The organism is Flavobacterium album, assembly GCF_003096035.1.
GTDB lineage: Bacteria > Bacteroidota > Bacteroidia > Flavobacteriales > Flavobacteriaceae > Flavobacterium > Flavobacterium album.
Map to the genome: position 1 here is coordinate 1,912,828 of NZ_CP029186.1, position 16,758 is coordinate 1,929,585.

The 16,758-nt window shown below is 47.2% G+C and carries 18 protein-coding genes; 9 read left to right on the top strand and 9 right to left on the bottom strand.

Annotated features, from left to right (window positions below; translation table 11 throughout):
- Window positions 1-12: 12 nt before the first annotated feature.
- The 3 genes from HYN59_RS08450 to HYN59_RS08460 are packed head-to-tail and all read right to left on the bottom strand — an operon-like array spanning window position 13 to window position 2,927.
- Entirely contained in the window at window positions 13-1,581 is a 1,569-nt protein-coding gene (locus tag HYN59_RS08450) for an NAD(P)/FAD-dependent oxidoreductase (RefSeq protein ID WP_108777854.1), read from the bottom strand.
- Window positions 1,582-1,637: 56 nt separating this feature from the next.
- Entirely contained in the window at window positions 1,638-1,868 is a 231-nt protein-coding gene (locus HYN59_RS08455) for a hypothetical protein (protein ID WP_108777855.1), read from the bottom strand.
- 6 nt (window positions 1,869-1,874) lie between these two features.
- Window positions 1,875-2,927 (bottom strand): DUF2891 domain-containing protein, encoded by a 1,053-nt coding sequence (locus HYN59_RS08460; RefSeq protein WP_108777856.1) that lies wholly within the window; start codon window positions 2,925-2,927, stop codon window positions 1,875-1,877.
- A gap of 122 nt (window positions 2,928-3,049) precedes the next feature.
- Between HYN59_RS08460 and HYN59_RS08465 the strand changes: the two genes are divergently transcribed.
- Window positions 3,050-3,283, top strand: coding sequence for a hypothetical protein (locus HYN59_RS08465; protein ID WP_108777857.1), 234 nt, complete (start codon window positions 3,050-3,052; stop codon window positions 3,281-3,283).
- A gap of 145 nt (window positions 3,284-3,428) precedes the next feature.
- On the opposite strand, the gene recQ is transcribed toward HYN59_RS08465, so the two are convergent.
- Complete coding sequence (gene recQ / locus HYN59_RS08470; RefSeq protein ID WP_108777858.1) at window positions 3,429-5,624, bottom strand: DNA helicase RecQ; 2,196 nt, start codon at window positions 5,622-5,624, stop codon at window positions 3,429-3,431.
- An 88-nt stretch (window positions 5,625-5,712) separates the two neighbouring features.
- Here recQ and HYN59_RS08475 point away from each other — a divergent pair, with 88 nt between their 5' ends.
- The 4 genes from HYN59_RS08475 to lptB are packed head-to-tail and all read left to right on the top strand — an operon-like array spanning window position 5,713 to window position 8,680.
- A complete protein-coding gene (locus HYN59_RS08475; RefSeq protein WP_108777859.1) occupies window positions 5,713-6,678 on the top strand; it encodes a KpsF/GutQ family sugar-phosphate isomerase in 966 nt (321 codons plus the stop codon).
- On the top strand, window positions 6,679-7,509 hold the full coding sequence (gene tatC, locus HYN59_RS08480) for a twin-arginine translocase subunit TatC (protein WP_181369536.1): 831 nt from the start codon (window positions 6,679-6,681) through the stop codon (window positions 7,507-7,509).
- A complete protein-coding gene (locus HYN59_RS08485) occupies window positions 7,502-7,861 on the top strand; it encodes a carboxymuconolactone decarboxylase family protein (RefSeq protein ID WP_108777860.1) in 360 nt (119 codons plus the stop codon). Before tatC ends, HYN59_RS08485 begins: the two co-directional genes overlap by 8 nt.
- A gap of 18 nt (window positions 7,862-7,879) precedes the next feature.
- Entirely contained in the window at window positions 7,880-8,680 is an 801-nt protein-coding gene (lptB, locus tag HYN59_RS08490; RefSeq protein ID WP_108777861.1) for an LPS export ABC transporter ATP-binding protein, read from the top strand.
- A 70-nt stretch (window positions 8,681-8,750) separates the two neighbouring features.
- On the opposite strand, the gene HYN59_RS17955 is transcribed toward lptB, so the two are convergent.
- Genes HYN59_RS17955 through HYN59_RS08505 form a run of 4 tightly spaced genes read right to left on the bottom strand, consistent with a single transcriptional unit; the run spans window position 8,751 to window position 13,773 of the window.
- Window positions 8,751-8,972, bottom strand: coding sequence for a hypothetical protein (locus HYN59_RS17955; RefSeq protein WP_146185894.1), 222 nt, complete (start codon window positions 8,970-8,972; stop codon window positions 8,751-8,753).
- Window positions 8,973-9,028: 56 nt separating this feature from the next.
- Complete coding sequence (gene bglX, locus HYN59_RS08495) at window positions 9,029-11,308, bottom strand: beta-glucosidase BglX (protein ID WP_108777862.1); 2,280 nt, start codon at window positions 11,306-11,308, stop codon at window positions 9,029-9,031.
- A 6-nt stretch (window positions 11,309-11,314) separates the two neighbouring features.
- The gene (locus HYN59_RS08500; protein WP_108777863.1) at window positions 11,315-12,697 is read right to left on the bottom strand and encodes a sialate O-acetylesterase; all 1,383 of its coding nucleotides are present in this window, start codon (window positions 12,695-12,697) and stop codon (window positions 11,315-11,317) included.
- Window positions 12,694-13,773 (bottom strand): SGNH/GDSL hydrolase family protein, encoded by a 1,080-nt coding sequence (locus tag HYN59_RS08505; protein ID WP_108777864.1) that lies wholly within the window; start codon window positions 13,771-13,773, stop codon window positions 12,694-12,696. The genes HYN59_RS08500 and HYN59_RS08505 overlap by 4 nt, the downstream gene beginning before the upstream one ends.
- A 222-nt stretch (window positions 13,774-13,995) precedes the next feature.
- Between HYN59_RS08505 and HYN59_RS08510 the strand changes: the two genes are divergently transcribed.
- The 4 genes from HYN59_RS08510 (at window position 13,996) to HYN59_RS08525 (ending at window position 16,000) form a co-directional block, all read left to right on the top strand.
- A complete protein-coding gene (locus HYN59_RS08510) occupies window positions 13,996-14,355 on the top strand; it encodes a hypothetical protein (protein WP_108777865.1) in 360 nt (119 codons plus the stop codon).
- Between the two features lie 10 nt (window positions 14,356-14,365).
- Entirely contained in the window at window positions 14,366-14,803 is a 438-nt protein-coding gene (locus HYN59_RS08515) for a hypothetical protein (protein ID WP_108777866.1), read from the top strand.
- 11 nt (window positions 14,804-14,814) lie between these two features.
- Entirely contained in the window at window positions 14,815-15,147 is a 333-nt protein-coding gene (locus HYN59_RS08520) for a hypothetical protein (RefSeq protein WP_108777867.1), read from the top strand.
- Between the two features lie 118 nt (window positions 15,148-15,265).
- Window positions 15,266-16,000 (top strand): SRPBCC family protein, encoded by a 735-nt coding sequence (locus tag HYN59_RS08525; RefSeq protein WP_108777868.1) that lies wholly within the window; start codon window positions 15,266-15,268, stop codon window positions 15,998-16,000.
- 55 nt (window positions 16,001-16,055) lie between these two features.
- Here HYN59_RS08525 and HYN59_RS08530 read toward each other — a convergent pair whose 3' ends face one another.
- Entirely contained in the window at window positions 16,056-16,727 is a 672-nt protein-coding gene (locus HYN59_RS08530; RefSeq protein WP_108777869.1) for an MgtC/SapB family protein, read from the bottom strand.
- Between the last annotated feature and the right edge of the window lie 31 nt (window positions 16,728-16,758).

Genomic DNA, 16,758 nt, shown 5'->3' on the forward strand with positions numbered 1-16,758 from the left:
GTAATCGGTGAATTATGATCTAACAAGGTCTGCACACTTCAACGCGCATTTCTCACCATCGATTGCAGCTGAAATAATACCGCCTGCATAACCGGCGCCTTCCCCGCACGGATACAGTCCTTTTATCTGCACATGCTCCAGGGTTACCGGGTCCCGAGGTATGCGCACAGGCGATGATGTGCGTGATTCGGGTGCGTGCAGTATGGCCTCATTGGTCAGGTAGCCGCGCATCGACTTCCCGAATTCTTTAAAGCCCTCACGAAGGGTTTGTGTCAAAAATCCCGGAAATACTTTTCCAAGCTCTACTGGAGTAGTTCCCGGAACATACGATGTTTTCGGTATATCCGCCGATACTTTCGATTGTGTAAAATCAACCATACGCTGTGCCGGTACACGCTGTGTTTCTCCTGCCAGGTGCCATGCCTGCTGTTCGATGGCTTTTTGGAATTCCATTCCCGCCAGCGCACCAAATTTGGCAAACGGCTTAAAGTCTTCCAGCTTCAGTTCGACCACAATACCCGAATTGGCCGTCTCCTGGTCACGTTTGGAGGGCGACCAGCCGTTAGTAACTACTTCCCCCGGACTTGTGGCACATGGGGCTATCACACCGCCGGGGCACATGCAGAACGAGTACATTCCCCTTCCGCCAACCTGCTTTACAATGGCATAAGGAGCGGGTGGGAGATATTCTCCCCTGCCACTGTTGAAATCGCAGCTGTATTGTATGCTGTCAATAAGGCTTTGCGGATGCTCGGCACGTACACCAAGTGCAAACGGTTTGGCCTCAATGTATATTTTTTTCCTGTCCAGCAGCTCAAAAATATCACGGGCCGAATGTCCTGTTGCCAGTATTACATTTTTTGCATTAATGGTGTCGCCGTTTTGGGTCACGACACCTTCCACAGCGTTATTCTTCACCAATATGTCGGTCACTCGTGTGTTGAAAAGTACCTGCCCGCCAAACTCGATTATCTTTTCGCGCATAGCCTTGATGATCTTGGGCAGCTTGTTGGTACCGATATGCGGGTGCGCTTCTACCAGTATCTCTTCGGATGCTCCAAAAGCCACGAATAGTTCAAGGATACGGTCTACATCGCCGCGCTTTTTAGAACGGGTATAAAGCTTTCCGTCAGAATAAGTGCCCGCGCCACCTTCACCATAACAATAGTTGGAATCTTCATCAACAATATGGTCGCGGTTAATAGCCTTAAGGTCGCGGCGGCGTTCCTGCACGTCTTTCCCTCTCTCAAGGACAATTGGCTTAAGGCCAATCTCGATAAGCTGTAAAGCCGCAAACAATCCGGCAGGGCCTGCGCCAATGATGATAACTTCAGGCTTGTTGGAAACATCTTTATAATCGGGCAGTTGCAGCTTGCTTTCAGTATATTCCTCGTTATGATACACAGCCACTTTCAAGTTGACCTTCACCGACCTTTGGCGCGCATCTATGGATCGCTTCAATATAGCGACATGCCGAATTTCGGCGGGGCTTACCTGCATTAGCTTTGCAATGTGGGCAGTAAGCAGTTCCTGCTGTGCGGCTACTTCGGGTGCGACCTGTATCTGGAGTTCTCTTGGCATGCCGCAAAAGTAATTATTTATTTTTTATTGATTATTTCTATTGTATCGTGGGAGATTCATTTCTCATAAATCAATTTGCAATTGACCTCAATCTTTTCTGCTTCCTCCAAAAACTTTTTCGCCAAATCCAGATCTGCAATATCAAGAACGATCTCTTTTCCGTTCAAAAGAGCATCAACATTCGATTTTGATTCCTTCAATCCAAGGCCAAGCATTCCATGTTGTATATTAGTTAAGGATACTTTTTCTAATCCGGGTCTCCAGGTTTCCATAATAACTTTTGCCATAAGACATTAGTCTTTTCGTTGATACGAATACAACGCAAAAGTCGCCAGCCAATGTTCTCCCTCATAATTTCCATCAGTAATAGCGGGAAGCGAATAGGCAATGTGCTTATCCGCCAACGTTTTCAGGTGTCCGAGTTCCTTAGGATACTGCTTTGCCAGATGATAAAAATTCCAGGCCCGGCTGAAGTTAAGGCCATCAAGGTGTACCAAATAGCCATCGGTACGGTCGGATACTTTGCCGGGTTCCCATGTAAATTTTTTATCGAAGAGGGCAGGGGCAAAATCTTTCAGCCACTTCAGGAATTCTTTTTCCGGCATGATGCGCTGCATGATACCTATCTCTTCCAGGCAGGGCGAAAGGAAATCGGTACCGCTGGGTTCCCACGCAAACGGACAAACCATATCATCTTTAAAAAGCCGCAATGCATTCTCGCGGATGCTGTTCTGCAACGGGATATTCTTCGCATGCACAGCATAATCCCACGCAAGATTTAATCCAAATGCAGTATTGGTATGCGTGCCATTTCGCAGTGAATAATTCAGCTTCGGCAAAAATTCGATATAGCGCTGTACTAAAAGATCGGTTAATGGCTGAAGGTTAGCGCCAAGCTCTTTAGCAAAAGGCTCATTATACGTATCCAGTTCCTGCTGCAGCTTCAAAAGCCACGCCCAGCCATAGGTGCGCTCGTAGGACTTCTCATGCTTTTTATTGAGGTAGGCTATCTCCTGTTGTATGTTTTCTTTCGAAAGGTTGATCTTCAGCTTATCAATGATCTCCTGTTTTCTGTCAAGATTGGGGAATTTCTTCAGCAGGTACACCAGGCTCCAGTGCCCGTGTACGGAAGAATGCCAGTCAAAGCATCCATAAAATGCAGGGTGTAGCTTTTTAGGCGCTGCTATCTCGGTGGAGTCGGCAAGCATTTGGCTGAGTTTGTTCGGATATTCCTGCTGCATGCATTTTAGTGGGAGGGTTGCGAGCTTATTGGCCTGTGGGAGGGTAAGCTGTTGGGAAAATGCAAGCGATGATATAAAAAGGAGTGCAGTGGTAAAGTATTTCATTTTGTTGTGTTTGTCCAAAAATAAGGAATGATTTTGAATAGACCCCAAAGGTTTTCAAAACCTTTGGGATCTGAGAAGGCAAACTTTGTAACTTTGCTACTCTGTACTTTGCCACTTAACAAATGAGAAAAATAAAACTGATATGGGATTTCCGCGGACCTGAGTCAGCGAAAATAGCTGAGCACCACGAAAAGCACCTTAAGGAATATATTGCCATCGAACAATTGCCCGTTGATATAACCGGCTTTGATGTACTGAACGATATGTATGCCATCGCCTGGATGGTCGTGACCGATGATTATATGATCGCGGTACGGGATGCCCTTAGGCCGCATAGGGGGGAATTATTTGGTTGATGGTTGTTAGTTGTCGGTTGATGGAGATTCATCATCTGCAAAATCAATATAAATAAGCCCGAAAGAATAATTCTTTCGGGCTTATTTATATTACTGTTGGCGGGAAAGTGAAGCTTCCGACAACTGACAACCATCAACTAATTCTCTAATTCGCTACTTCGCTGATAAACTTGATTCGCATCAGCCTCAATTCTTCGGTGTCATATTCGCCGTCAAATTCTTTCAGGGCCTCTTTAATGCTGTCGGTTTCGCTTTCCATGTAGTAGTCCTGGATCTCTTCCTGCTGGTCTTCGTCCAGTATCTCATCGATCCAGTATTTTATGTTCAGCTTGGTGCCGGAGTATACGATCTGCTCCATTTCCTTCATCAGCGCATCCATATCAAGCCCTTTAGCTTTGGCAATATCATTCAGCGAAAGTTTCCGGTCGATATTCTGTATGATATACAATTTGAGCGCCGAATTGGCCCCGGTAGATTTCACTACAAGGTCGTCCGGGCGGGTGATGTCATTATCTTCCACATACCTTGCAATCAACTCTACGAATTCTTTTCCGTACTTTTTGGCCTTTCCTTCGCCTACACCGTGTACATTGCCAAGCTCATCGAGAGAAACAGGATATTTTAGCGCCATATCTTCGAGCGAAGGATCCTGGAATACCACAAATGGAGGTACGCCCAGTTTTTTGGCTACTTTTTTGCGGAGGTCGCGGAGCATCCCCATCAGTACCTCGTCGGCAACGCCCGATGATTTCGAAGCGGTTACGGTAGTTTCTTCATCTGTTTCATTATAATCATGGTCTTCGCTCATCAGGAACGATACAGGGTTTTTGATGAAGTCAATACCCTTTTGCGGAAGCTTCAGTACCCCGTAGGTTTCTATGTCTTTAGAAAGGTAGCCTTCCACCAGTACCTGCCGTATCAATGCCATCCAGTATTTTTCGTCAAAGTCTTTTCCTTTGCCGAAATACTTTTGGGCATCGGTCTTATGCGCTTTTATAACGGCATTGATTTTCCCGATAAGCGTAAATATGATTTCTTTTGATTTGTAAAGCTGGTTGGTGTCACGTACTACTTCAAGCAGCGTAACCACCTGGTCTTTAGCTTCGATTTTCTTTTTAGGGTTGCGTACGTTATCATCCATATCGGCCCCTTCGCCATTCTCCTCATCAAATTCCTCGCCGAAATAATGCAGAAGGAATTTACGCCTCGACATAGAGGTTTCGGCGTATGCCACGACTTCCTGGAGCAGTGCAAAGCCTATTTCCTGCTCGGCGACCGGCTTGCCGGACATGAATTTTTCGAGTTTCTCGATGTCTTTGTAAGAGTAGTAGGCTAGGCAGTGGCCTTCGCCGCCATCACGGCCTGCACGACCCGTTTCCTGGTAATAGCTTTCCAGCGATTTTGGGATGTCATGGTGGATCACGAAGCGCACATCGGGCTTGTCGATCCCCATCCCGAAGGCAATGGTAGCTACCACCACATCTACATCCTCCATCAGGAACATGTCCTGGTGTCTGGCTCTCGTTTTCGCGTCAAGCCCTGCATGGTATGGAACAGCGCTTATGCCGTTTACCTGCAATACCTGCGCGATTTCTTCCACTTTTTTGCGGCTCAGGCAGTAAATAACGCCCGATTTGCCTTTATGCTGGCGGATAAAACGTATGATATCCGATTCTACATTCTTGGTTTTAGGCCGTATCTCATAATACAGGTTCGGCCTGTTGAACGATGCCTTAAAGGTATTGGCATCGGTCATATCGAGGTTTTTCAGTATGTCCTCCTGCACTTTTGGCGTTGCCGTGGCGGTAAGGCCTATTACCGGTACATCGCCCAGCTGCTGGATTATAGCGCGGAGGTTTCGGTATTCCGGCCTGAAATCATGTCCCCATTCCGATATGCAGTGCGCCTCGTCTATGGCAACAAAAGATAGCGGAACCCCTTTAAGGAATGTTACATATTCTTCTTTGGTAAGCGATTCGGGGGCAACGTACAATAATTTTGTGAGGCCGGAGGTAATGTCTTTCTTAACCTGGTTCACCTCTGTTTTTGTAAGCGATGAATTTAGTACGTGCGCTATGCCTGCTTCTGAAGAGAGGCTGCGGATGGCATCTACCTGGTTTTTCATGAGGGCGATAAGCGGCGATACTACTATCGCAACACCGTCAAGCACCAGTGCAGGCAGCTGGTAGCACAGCGATTTGCCGCCCCCGGTAGGCATGATAACAAATGTGTTATTGCCCGAGATAATGCTTGATACCACATCTTCCTGGAGGCCCTTGAATTTGTTAAAACCAAAATATTTTTTTAACTCTTTATGTAAGTCAATTTCGGTCAATTTCATTATTTATTAATAGTAATTTACATAAATTTGCACAACCTAAAGATACAAAAATCTTTAATATTCACAACTTTTTAAACATTTCATCAGATTGATAAACAAAGTCGCTATACTGGCTTCTGCCAAAAAAACCCTGCTGTCTGAAAGCGAGAGCATTGCAAGCCTTGTGAATTACCTTGATGACGATTTTGCCAGCACTGTTGAGATTATATATAATGCCACAGGCCGCGTTGTGGTTACCGGAATAGGAAAGAGCGCTATCATTGCTGCCAAAATCGTGGCCTCCCTTAACTCTACAGGCACCCCGGCAATGTTCCTGCATGCCGCCGAAGCTATTCATGGCGACCTCGGTATGGTGCAGCCCGGAGATGTGGTTATCTGTATATCAAAAAGTGGTAACAGCCCCGAAATAAAAGTGCTTGCCCCATTGCTGAAACGTTACGGCAATGTGCTCATCGGCATGACAGGCAATAAAAATTCATTCCTGGCTAAAGAATCCGATTACGTTCTCAATGCGTATGTAGAAGCGGAGGCCGACCCAAATAACCTGGCACCGACCAACAGTACTACGGCACAGCTTGTCCTGGGCGATGCGCTTACCGTATGCCTTATCGAGTTGCGTGGTTTCCGCAGCGAGGATTTTGCAAAATACCATCCGGGCGGTGCGCTGGGCAAAAAGCTGCTCCTTCGCGTAGGCGACATGCTCGATGGGACGCATAAACCGATGGTTTCGCCCGATTGCAGCATTAAAAAAGCGATAGTCGAAATATCCGAGAAGAGGCTGGGGGTTACCGCGGTAATTGAAAATGACAAAGTCGTGGGCATTATAACCGATGGCGACATCAGGCGTATGCTCAACGACCGTGACAACATTGCGGGAGTGACGGCTGCCGATATAATGACAAAGTCGCCCAAAACGATAAAGTCGACCGACATGGCGGCGGATGCCCTGAATACCATGGAAAACTACGCCATAACACAGCTCGTAGTGGCCGATGACGGCGAATATAAAGGCATACTGCACTTACATGATATTTTAAAAGAAGGAATCGTATAAATGGCAAAAAATAAAAAAGAGGCAGGCGAAATGTCCTTCCTGGATCATCTTGAAGAGCTGCGCTGGCTGCTTGTAAGGAGCACATTAGCTATCGTAATTGGTGCTTGTGTGGCGTTTACCTTCAGTGGGTATATATTCGATAATATCATTTTCGCACCCAAAAGATCGGATTTTATTACCTACCGTATTTTCTGCGACCTGGCCAACAAATACGACCTCGATAAAAGCTTTTGTGTTACCGAAATACCTTTCGACATTATAAGCCGCACCATGGACGGGCAGTTCAGCACCGACATCTGGACATCCATCACCGCTGGGCTTATCCTGGTGTTTCCGTACATCCTTTACCTGGTATGGAAATTCATCAGCCCGGCGCTGTATGAAAAAGAAAAAAGATACGCGGTATCGTTTATTCTTTCAACTTCGGTATTGTTCTTCCTGGGGGTACTGTTCGGCTATTTCCTCATTATGCCGCTTTCGATTAACTTCCTTGGGAACTATACCATCAGTAATGTTGTAAAAAATAATGTCGACTTAGACTCCTACCTTAGCCTTATAAAGACAACCGTGATATCGTGTGGGCTTGTATTCGAGCTGCCGATAATCATTTATTTCCTTGCGAAGTTAGGCCTCGTGACCGCCACATTTTTACGGAAATACAGGAGGTATGCCTATGTTATAATACTAATACTGGCCGCCATTGTAACGCCGCCCGACGTTGTGAGCCAGATGATAGTTACCATTCCGCTGGCGATATTGTTCGAGGCAAGTATATTTATAGCGGCGCGCATTAATAAAAATAAAGAAAAAGAAGCACTTGCAAATGGCTGATTTAGTACAGGAATTCAACGACTACCGCCAAAAGATGAACGATAAGCTCCTGGCGGACAACAATAAGATCATTAAGCGTATCTTTAACCTGGATACCAATGCCTATATGGAAGGTGCGCTGGACGTAAAGACCAAAGAGTTGCTCGGCCTTGTGGCTTCGGCAGTGCTTCGGTGCGACGACTGTATCAAGTACCATTTAGAGACCAGCCATAAGGAAGGCCTCACCAAAGAACAGGTCATGGAAGCGCTGGGTATAGCAACACTTGTAGGCGGTACCATCGTAATACCCCACCTGCGCCGGGCCTATGAGTTTTGGGAAGCATTGGAGGAAAATGCAAAAGGCAACGTTTAACCCTAACGGTAACGAATTATGAAACTGAGAGCAGAGCATTTAGTAAAGACCTACAAGGGCCGCAGCGTTGTAAAAGGCATATCGGTAGAGGTGAACCAGGGCGAGATCGTAGGGCTTTTAGGGCCGAACGGTGCCGGTAAAACCACGTCGTTCTACATGATCGTGGGGCTGGTAAAGCCCAATGATGGCAAGATATTCCTCGACCAGACAGAGATAACCGATTTCCCGATGTATAAGCGCGCGCAACACGGCATTGGCTACCTGGCACAGGAAGCATCGGTATTCCGAAAACTTAGCATTGAGGATAATATCATGAGCGTTCTGCAATTGACAAAACTTTCCAAACAGGAGCAGGAAGCCAAAATGGAAGCGCTGATCGAAGAGTTTTCATTAGGCCATATACGTACCAACAGGGGTGACCTTTTGTCCGGTGGGGAGAGGAGGCGTACCGAAATAGCACGCGCACTGGCAACCGACCCGAAATTCATCCTTCTTGATGAGCCTTTCGCGGGCGTTGACCCCGTTGCGGTGGAAGATATCCAGCGTATCGTGGCACAATTGAAAGATAAAAATATCGGCATCCTGATAACAGACCACAACGTACAGGAAACCCTTGCCATTACAGATAAGACCTACCTGATGTTCGAAGGGGGCATCCTGAAGGCCGGTGTACCCGAAGAGCTTGTTCAGGATGAAATGGTGCGGAAGGTGTACCTTGGACAGAACTTTGAGCTGCGCCGCAAAAAGATCGACTTCCACAAGCCGAAACCGGGCAAAGAGGTGGAATCAGACAAAGAACCGGAACAGGAAAATCTGTAATGCGAATAGAATAACATAAAAGAGCCCAAAGGTTTTAAAAATCTTTGGGCTCTTTTATTGAAATAAATTTTCAGGATTCATATCGATTGGAAAATCCGCGGTCATCCGCCCAATCCGCGTTATCCGCGTTCCAAACTGAAAACTGTGACTGCGACTGACAACTATTTTTTGGCGTGCCGCTTCCGCAAGCTACAGCGTCGGGCCATTGCTGTATCTGCTTCGTGCCGCAGCAGGATGCCGCCCTGCCTGCCGGCAGGCAGGTACTGTCCCTCACGCTCACGTTAATCATCATATTTTCTATTCTGCATCGGACATCCGACCTCCGGCCTCTGACCTCCGACAAAAAAACTACCTCAATTCAAACTCCGCCTCCTGCGTATCAACCGAACTCGTCCCTACAAAAACCTTAAACACTCCCGGCTCTACCAGATAATCACCATTATTGTTATAGAATCCAAGTTCGTTATCGCTCAATGTAAAAGTCACGGTTTTGGTTTCCCCCTTTTTCAAAGGCACCAATTCAAAGCCTTTGAGTTCTTTTACAGGGCGTGACAGGCTTGCCGCAATATCCCTGATGTATAATTGAACCACTTCCTTACCGTCATAATTCCCTGTGTTGGTCACTTCAACAGATACTTTTACCGGTTCACCATTGGCATAGGTTTTCTTATCCAGCTTTATAGTCCCGTACTTAAATGTAGTATAGCTCAACCCATACCCGAAAGCGAACAGCGGCGTTTTCTCCACATCCGAATAATGCGACCAGAACACATTGTTATCGGCATCTGTCGGCCTTCCGGTAGAATGCTGGTTATAGTAAATAGGCACCTGCCCTACATTGCGCGGAAAGCTCATCGGCAACTTCCCGCTTGGGTTATAATCGCCATACAATACCTGCGCAACGGCATTGCCTGTTTCTGTCCCCAGCTGCCATGCTTCTACAATGGCAGGGATATGTTCCGCAGCCCATGGCAGTGCCAGCGGACGGCCGTTGTTAAGCACCAGAACCACATTAGGGTTCACTTTATAAACTTCCTCCAGCAATTCCTGCTGCAGTCCCGGCAGGTCGAGGTTGGTGCGGCTGCGGCCTTCACCGCTCTGGAAGCCGTGCTCACCAAGCACCATCACCACAACATCGGCAGCTGCCGCTGCTTTTTTGGCGGCTTCAAACCCACTGCGGTCGGTGGTGTTCCAGGCTACTTCGGTAAGGAATGTCGGTTTGCCAAGGTAAGCTTCGCCACCCTTTTCATAGGTAAGTGTATTGCCTTTATACTGTTGCATCCCTTCCAGTACCGATATGGCGGTTTCATCCTGCGAGGCGATCCTCCAGCTACCCAGCGGACTCGTCTTATCATTTGCAAGCGCACCGATGAGGGCTATTTTCTGCCCGTTCTTTTTAAGCGGCAGCAGGTTCTTTTCGTTCTTTAAAAGTACAATCGACTTCTTTGCCATATCCAGCACCGCATCGCGGTTGGCTTTGCTGCCAATGGTCGCTGCTTCGCGCTTTTCATCACAATAACGGTAGGGGTCGTCAAACAGGCCGAGCTCGAATTTTACCCTTAGTATCCTTCGCACGGCATCGTCTATCAGCTTTACATCCACTTTGCCATCGTTCACGAGCTTCACCAATTCGCTGACATACAAATGCGATTCCATATCCATATCCGCGCCTGCGGTTATGGCTTTCAGCGAAGCTTCTGCACCATCTTTAGCAAACCCATGCGCGATCATTTCCCGAATGGAAGCCCAGTCGGTGATCACGAAGCCGTCAAAGCCCCATTTGCCTTTCAGGATGTCGCGCTGCAAAAAGCTGTTGCCCGTTGCCGGAACGCCGTTCAGCAGGTTAAAGGCATTCATAAATGTGCGCACCCCTGCCTCTTTCGCTGCTTTAAAAGGCGGCAGTACCGTATTAAAAAGTGTGGCATTGCCCATATCAACAGTGTTATAATCGCGGCCTCCCTCTATAAACCCATATCCCGCAAAGTGCTTGGCACAGGCTGCGATAGTCGTAGGCTGCGAAAGGTCATCCCCCTGGAAGCCCTTTACGCGCGCTGCTGCCACTTTGCTACCCAAGTATGGATCTTCACCGGCACCTTCCATAACGCGGCCCCAGCGGGCATCGCGGCTGATATCGACCATTGGCCCAAACGTCCAGTTGATACCCGATGCAGATGCCTCGCCTGCAGCCACCTCAGCCGACTTCCGTATAGCATCCATATCCCAACTCGCGGCTTCGGCAAAGGGGATAGGGCTTAAGGTTTTGTATCCGTGTATTACATCGAAACCGATGATTAGCGGGATGCCGAGGCGTGTTTCCTCCACAGCGATCTTCTGTACGGCGCGGACTTCCTTAACGCCGCGCACAGTGAGCATAGAACCTACCCAGCCTTTGCGCAGGTGCTCGTATTTAAGGGCGGCGCTTCCCTCTTTCGGCGAAGGCCCTGTTACATCCCAAAATCCGTTGTACTGGTTCATCTGGCCCACCTTTTCCTCAAGGGTCATTTTGGCCATTAATGCGTCGATCTTTTTCTCGATGTCCTGTTTTTTGTCCATTGCTTTCTTGTTCTGCGCCTGTGTAGTGCCGATGGCAAAAAGCGCCAGCAGCAGTAGTGTTTGTGTTTGTTTCATGGTTATTTATTCAGTAGTGAAGGAAGAAGCAGGAAGCCTCGCTCCGTTAAAGAGGTTCGCCTGTGCGGTATTCAGCCAGGCGTATCTTGCCTTCACTGGTTTTTTCACGTCTTTTGATTTAAGTACTATAGTGTTCTTTTCAATTTTAGCATCCGCTTTATGGAATACTCCGTCATCGCCAGCCACTTCAAACAAAGCTGAGGTCTTGCCTTTAAATTTCAACCCTTCGGCATTGTCGAAATATACAATCAGCCTGTTCTTATCTGCTTTCAGGCTTTTGTACAACGGGCCGTTCACCACGCCTTTATTTATCCCGTAATGATCACTGAGTGCGAGGTTGGCCAGCCTGATTCCCACATCTTTTTTGTTCCGTGGATGAATATCATCCGTTGGGCTGATATCACTTACTACTACCATCCCGGTATTTTCGGTAGTATTTAGCACCCTTCGTTGGGAGTCCCGTATCACCACGCCAAGGTCCATACTGCCTTCATAATTATAAGGTGCTATCTGCACGAAGTAAAAAGGGAATTCGCTTCCCCACACCCCGCGCCATGACTTTATCAGCCCGGCCAGAGTTTTATCGTAAGTATGCGAACCCACATTGCTTTCACCCTGGTACCAAAGCACCCCGGCGATCCTGTAGCCTACGAATGGCTGTATCATGGCGTTATAAATGCGCCCCGGCTCCGATGGGCTCCACCCAACAGGCGTAAGGTCGGCTGCGGCTTTGCCAAGCACAGGGTCCTCATTGATAAATGCTTCCGGTATCCAAGGTTCGGCAGGCGAACCGCCCCAACTGGAATTGATAATGCCGATGGGTACGTTCTTCAGGTCTTCCTGCAGGTGCTGTGCGAAAAAGTAGCCCACCGCGCTGAAATTGCCCATGGTCTCAGGTGTGCATACTTCCCATTTGCCGGGAAAATTCATCTGCGGGTAGGGGGAGGCCAGCTTGGGCGCCGTAAAGAAACGGATGTTAGGATAGTTGGCTTTGGCCTTTTCTGCTTCAGCATTGTCAATTTTCATATTGGCCGACCATTCCATATTCGATTGCCCTGAGCAAAACCACACCTCGCCAATCATTACATTGCTAAGCACAACCTCATTGTATCCTTTAAAATTAATAGTATAGGGCCCGCCTGCCCCGGGGGTCTTCACTATCAGTTCCCAGTAGGCCTGCCGTGTAGGCTTCAGCTTGTATTCTTTATTGTCCCAGCCTGTCTTTATGACAATGTCTTCAAACGGGCTGCCCCATCCCCACAGCTTTACATCGGTATTGCGCTGCAGTACCATATTATCTGAAAAAAAGGAGGGAAGCACAATGTTAGCCTTTACCACAGTCGATAACAATAAAAAACAGAAAAGGAGGAGTACGTTATTTTTTTTCATAGTAATTTTTTTAGGAATGGTGCCAGCTGGCCGGCCATTTTTTTATGGTCTTCAATGTCAGGATGGTACCCGCAACCGTGGGGCGTTACCGATGTAAATGTGAAAAGCTGCACCGGCTTATGCGTTTTATCATTAGCAAAAGCATCCTTCACGCGATTAAGGCATTTGATGAACGTTTCATTTTTCGCGCCGCTTACCATAGGGCTGTTGAGCAACACGATCTGAGTTTTTGGCGAATGCTTATATACCGTTTTTATAAAGGCAATATAGTTGGCAACATATTTTTCCTCGTTAAAAGGAAGCCTTGGTTTCGTACCATCGCCATCAGAAAAGTCGTTTGTGCCCAAACCAATGCAGGTGATATCCGGGTTAAAATCGAAAGCATACGGTTTTGAGGTGTTCTTGTTCAAATACAGGTTCTCGTACACATCCGGCATAATGGCTTCTTTTTCATGTTCGTCGTTCCAGTTGCGATACATCCCGATGCCGGAAACGGAATTTAGTATAAAGTCAGTACCCAATTCACGGGAGACGATCGGTCCATAGGCATAATAAGCATTGTGCTGGTCGAACCATACGCCTTTATCGCAGGGAATGGAGGCATAGTCGTTGCCCATACCGCACGTTATGGAATCGCCTATGAACTCTATTTTCTTTTTAGGCTGCACTTGTGGCTTTATCATCATAACATTAGAGCCGAGGAAAAGCACACTCCCGTTAGCCGCTTCGGTAGCTTTATACACTGTAAGGATATGTTCTTTGTCTCCTTTAAAATCAAAGGACAGTGGGGTAGGAGACGCCCCTATCTTGTATCGGTCATGATATTTTCCGTCAATTTCAACCACCACATAGCCATGGTCTTCGTGGGCATCTTCCGTACTGAGGTTCACAGTGCACGTGTCCCCCCGGAAAGCAAAGGTTACCGATGAACCGGGGCTTATCAAAGTTACCTTATCACCTGTTTTTTCAACACGGCCTTTTGTGAGGTAAAAATCGTTCGCCGGTAGTTTTGGTACTGTTGTGCACAACAACAGCGAAACAATAAAGAGCGTTATTATTTTTTGTGGAAAAACCATAAATAGATGTTTAAGTAAAAGTAGTGAAAATAGGTAAAAACAATAGAACCTGTAAATACGATTGTGTCAAAACATAATAAGATTTTAAACCCTGTAGGGATGCTTAACACAAATTTGTAGTGCCTCCCAAAAGCGGGTTAAAGGGAGGTTAATATTAATAAAAACAAGGTGTTAGGTACGATGAACCGTCGTAGCTTTATACTACAATTAAAAGAAAAAAAAATGAAAAAGCTATTTTTATCGCTGGGGGCAATGCTGGTATTTGGCATCGCATCAGCACAGGTAAACAACCAAACAAGTACGCAAAGCACATCTGGTACTTCGCAAATAAGGACTACTACCAGGCAGGATAATACCCTTGCGAAACCAAAACCGGTTATTACATCGGCAGAATCAAGCAATATCTTTACGAACCAGGCACCGTCAGCAGTACCTGTAACGCCTTCGCCGGCAACAACCAACAGCATGACGAATACACCTACATCAAGTGACATGTCCCGTTCGTCAAATAATTCGGGCACAGCAACCACTACTTCGGGCCATGTAACCACCGGCACGACTTCAACAACAAGAACACCATAAATAACAGATCATGAAAAAAGCAATTTTAATGCTGGGCGCAATGCTGGTATTTGGCATCGCATCAGCACAGGTAAATAACAACCAGGGAGACCTCCTGCAGACTCCGGGTGCAACAACGCCGCTAAGGACGACTATACAACAGGATAATTCAACTGCTACGCCAAAACCGGCTACTACACCGGGAGAACCGGTTGATACCTATTCGAAGCAGGCTCCGTCCGCAATGCAGGTAACACCTACAATGCCTTCACCTACAATGACCAATAACATGACCAATATGCCCACCTCAAGCGATATGTCCCGCTCATCGAACAACACAGGTACGGTGAACGGTACTTCAGGTACAGGAACAGGCACCCCGGGCACAGTAACCGGTACCTCTGGTACGACTACCGGTACTTCTGGCGGGGCACCCATAGGAACAAGTCCAACAGTAAGAACACCATAAATTTATATATCATGAAAAAAGCAATTTTTACGCTGGGAGCAATAATGGCATTTGGCCTTGCTTCGGCACAAACGGATACCACAAGTACCAGCAGCACACGAACTAAAACTAACAGCACCCATACGCAGACATCGCGCTCTACAACATCAGAGCAGCGTAAAGATGCAGCTGCAAAGGACAAGACCACCACTAAGAAAAGGAAGAACAGTGCCACGACTACCAGTACTACCACAACCTCCGGTAATGGTAACGGGACAGGAAGTTCAAACAGGAGCGGAACCGCAACGGGTACCCCGACAACCAACCCTACGACAATGCCTACCGGGACATCACCAAGGCCTTAAATCTCACCACCCTGCTCCGGCAGGGTTTTTTATGCCTGATAAGGTATTGTTAAAGTGAATGGTATATAGCCTGTCGTTTCTTATTTTTAATTAAGCAAATAATCTCAATTTACGACCAATGGAAAAGCTGAACGACCTAATGGTAACGCCGTCTAAAAAGACGATTAGTGATCTTGAATGCGCTATATCTGTACTTGGAGGCGCGTACCTGCTATACGATTCCTTCAAAAAAGAAAAGAAAAGCATCCTGGAGATGGCTGCCGCAGGATTTATGCTTTATCGTGGCATTAAGGGCTTACAGCGCAATGGTACTTTAGGCAACATCCCGTTAGGCAAAAAGCTGTTTGGCGAGCCGGCTAAGAAGCCGTCGGGCTCCAACATCAACATACACACCCGTATGATCGTGCAGCGCCCCGTAAACGAAGTATATAATTTCTGGAGGCACCTGGGCAACCTTCCGCTATTCATGGACCATTTGGAAGGTGTTACTGTACTGAGCGACACCCACTCCGAATGGAAAGCAAGCCTGCCTGGCGGCATGGGTACCATTAGCTGGAAAGCCGAGATCGTTTCTGACGAGCCTCACAGGCACATCGGCTGGCGCTCCCTGCCGGGCTCCGCTATATCAAATGCAGGTAAAGTAACCTTTAAGGATGCAGGCGAACTGGGCACGCTTGTGCATGTGGTTTTCTCGTATAGCATGCCTTTTGGCAGTATGGGTACCGAAATTGCACGGTTAATGAATCCCGTTTTCGAAAAATTAGTGCGTAAAGATGTGCTCGGCTTCAAGCGCTATATGGAAACCGGAACGCCGCAAAGGCTGCAGCAGGAAACGGTAGCTATCTATACGTAATTTAGTCGGATGCCCGAAGTCCGGGGTGGGTGACTTCCGAATTCAGACATCCGATTCATTTATTCCAGGATATTTCACGGATATAAGGTTCGCTTTTAAGGCGATCCACGGTTTTAAGAAAATGGCTGCTTGCCGAATCAGATAGCTGTATGGCTATGACCAGCTTCTTTTTTCGGTGAATGATGGAGAGGTCGGCAAAATCAATATCGTTCTCTTTTATCAGGATATTGACTATTTTTCTTGGATTGGCATCGGGATCAGCAGTTATAGTCAGTGACTTCTGATAGAATTTATTGGAAAATTTTTTCTGCAATGGCTGTATTCCCCAAAGTATCAGTAATGATAACACGGTAGCGATTCCTGCTGCAATGTACATTCCCCCACCGGTAGCCATACCGATGCCCGAAACGGTCCAGATACCCGAGGCGGTTGTAAGGCCCAACACAGTACCCGGCTTCTTAAAAAGGATTGCACCTGCACCTATGAAGCCAATACCGCTTACAATCTGCGCTGCCACCCTGGAGGGGTCGAGTTTGGTATAGTCTGCGCCTACAATGTCACTAAACCCGAACGAAGAGACCAGCATAATCAGGGCAGAGCCCATGCTTACCATCATATGGGTACGAAGCCCCGCGGCCCAGTCTTTTCGTTCGCGTTCCATGCCTATGGCGCCGCCAAAAATGGCAGCCAGTACAAGGCGCAGCAATATTTCATACCAGGTTATCATTTATCTTCTTTGTATTTAGCGTAAATCCCGC

Coding starts and splice junctions, on each gene's coding strand:
- HYN59_RS08450 (WP_108777854.1), bottom strand. CDS start 1,581: ATGCCAAGAGAACTCCAGATACAGGTCGCACCCGAAGTAGCCGCACAG.
- HYN59_RS08455 (WP_108777855.1), bottom strand. CDS start 1,868: ATGGCAAAAGTTATTATGGAAACCTGGAGACCCGGATTAGAAAAAGTA.
- HYN59_RS08460 (WP_108777856.1), bottom strand. CDS start 2,927: ATGAAATACTTTACCACTGCACTCCTTTTTATATCATCGCTTGCATTT.
- HYN59_RS08465 (WP_108777857.1), top strand. CDS start 3,050: ATGAGAAAAATAAAACTGATATGGGATTTCCGCGGACCTGAGTCAGCG.
- recQ (WP_108777858.1), bottom strand. CDS start 5,624: ATGAAATTGACCGAAATTGACTTACATAAAGAGTTAAAAAAATATTTT.
- tatC (WP_181369536.1), top strand. CDS start 6,679: ATGGCAAAAAATAAAAAAGAGGCAGGCGAAATGTCCTTCCTGGATCAT.
- HYN59_RS08485 (WP_108777860.1), top strand. CDS start 7,502: ATGGCTGATTTAGTACAGGAATTCAACGACTACCGCCAAAAGATGAAC.
- lptB (WP_108777861.1), top strand. CDS start 7,880: ATGAAACTGAGAGCAGAGCATTTAGTAAAGACCTACAAGGGCCGCAGC.
- HYN59_RS17955 (WP_146185894.1), bottom strand. CDS start 8,972: ATGATGATTAACGTGAGCGTGAGGGACAGTACCTGCCTGCCGGCAGGC.
- bglX (WP_108777862.1), bottom strand. CDS start 11,308: ATGAAACAAACACAAACACTACTGCTGCTGGCGCTTTTTGCCATCGGC.
- HYN59_RS08500 (WP_108777863.1), bottom strand. CDS start 12,697: ATGAAAAAAAATAACGTACTCCTCCTTTTCTGTTTTTTATTGTTATCG.
- HYN59_RS08505 (WP_108777864.1), bottom strand. CDS start 13,773: ATGGTTTTTCCACAAAAAATAATAACGCTCTTTATTGTTTCGCTGTTG.
- HYN59_RS08510 (WP_108777865.1), top strand. CDS start 13,996: ATGAAAAAGCTATTTTTATCGCTGGGGGCAATGCTGGTATTTGGCATC.
- HYN59_RS08515 (WP_108777866.1), top strand. CDS start 14,366: ATGAAAAAAGCAATTTTAATGCTGGGCGCAATGCTGGTATTTGGCATC.
- HYN59_RS08520 (WP_108777867.1), top strand. CDS start 14,815: ATGAAAAAAGCAATTTTTACGCTGGGAGCAATAATGGCATTTGGCCTT.
- HYN59_RS08525 (WP_108777868.1), top strand. CDS start 15,266: ATGGAAAAGCTGAACGACCTAATGGTAACGCCGTCTAAAAAGACGATT.
- HYN59_RS08530 (WP_108777869.1), bottom strand. CDS start 16,727: ATGATAACCTGGTATGAAATATTGCTGCGCCTTGTACTGGCTGCCATT.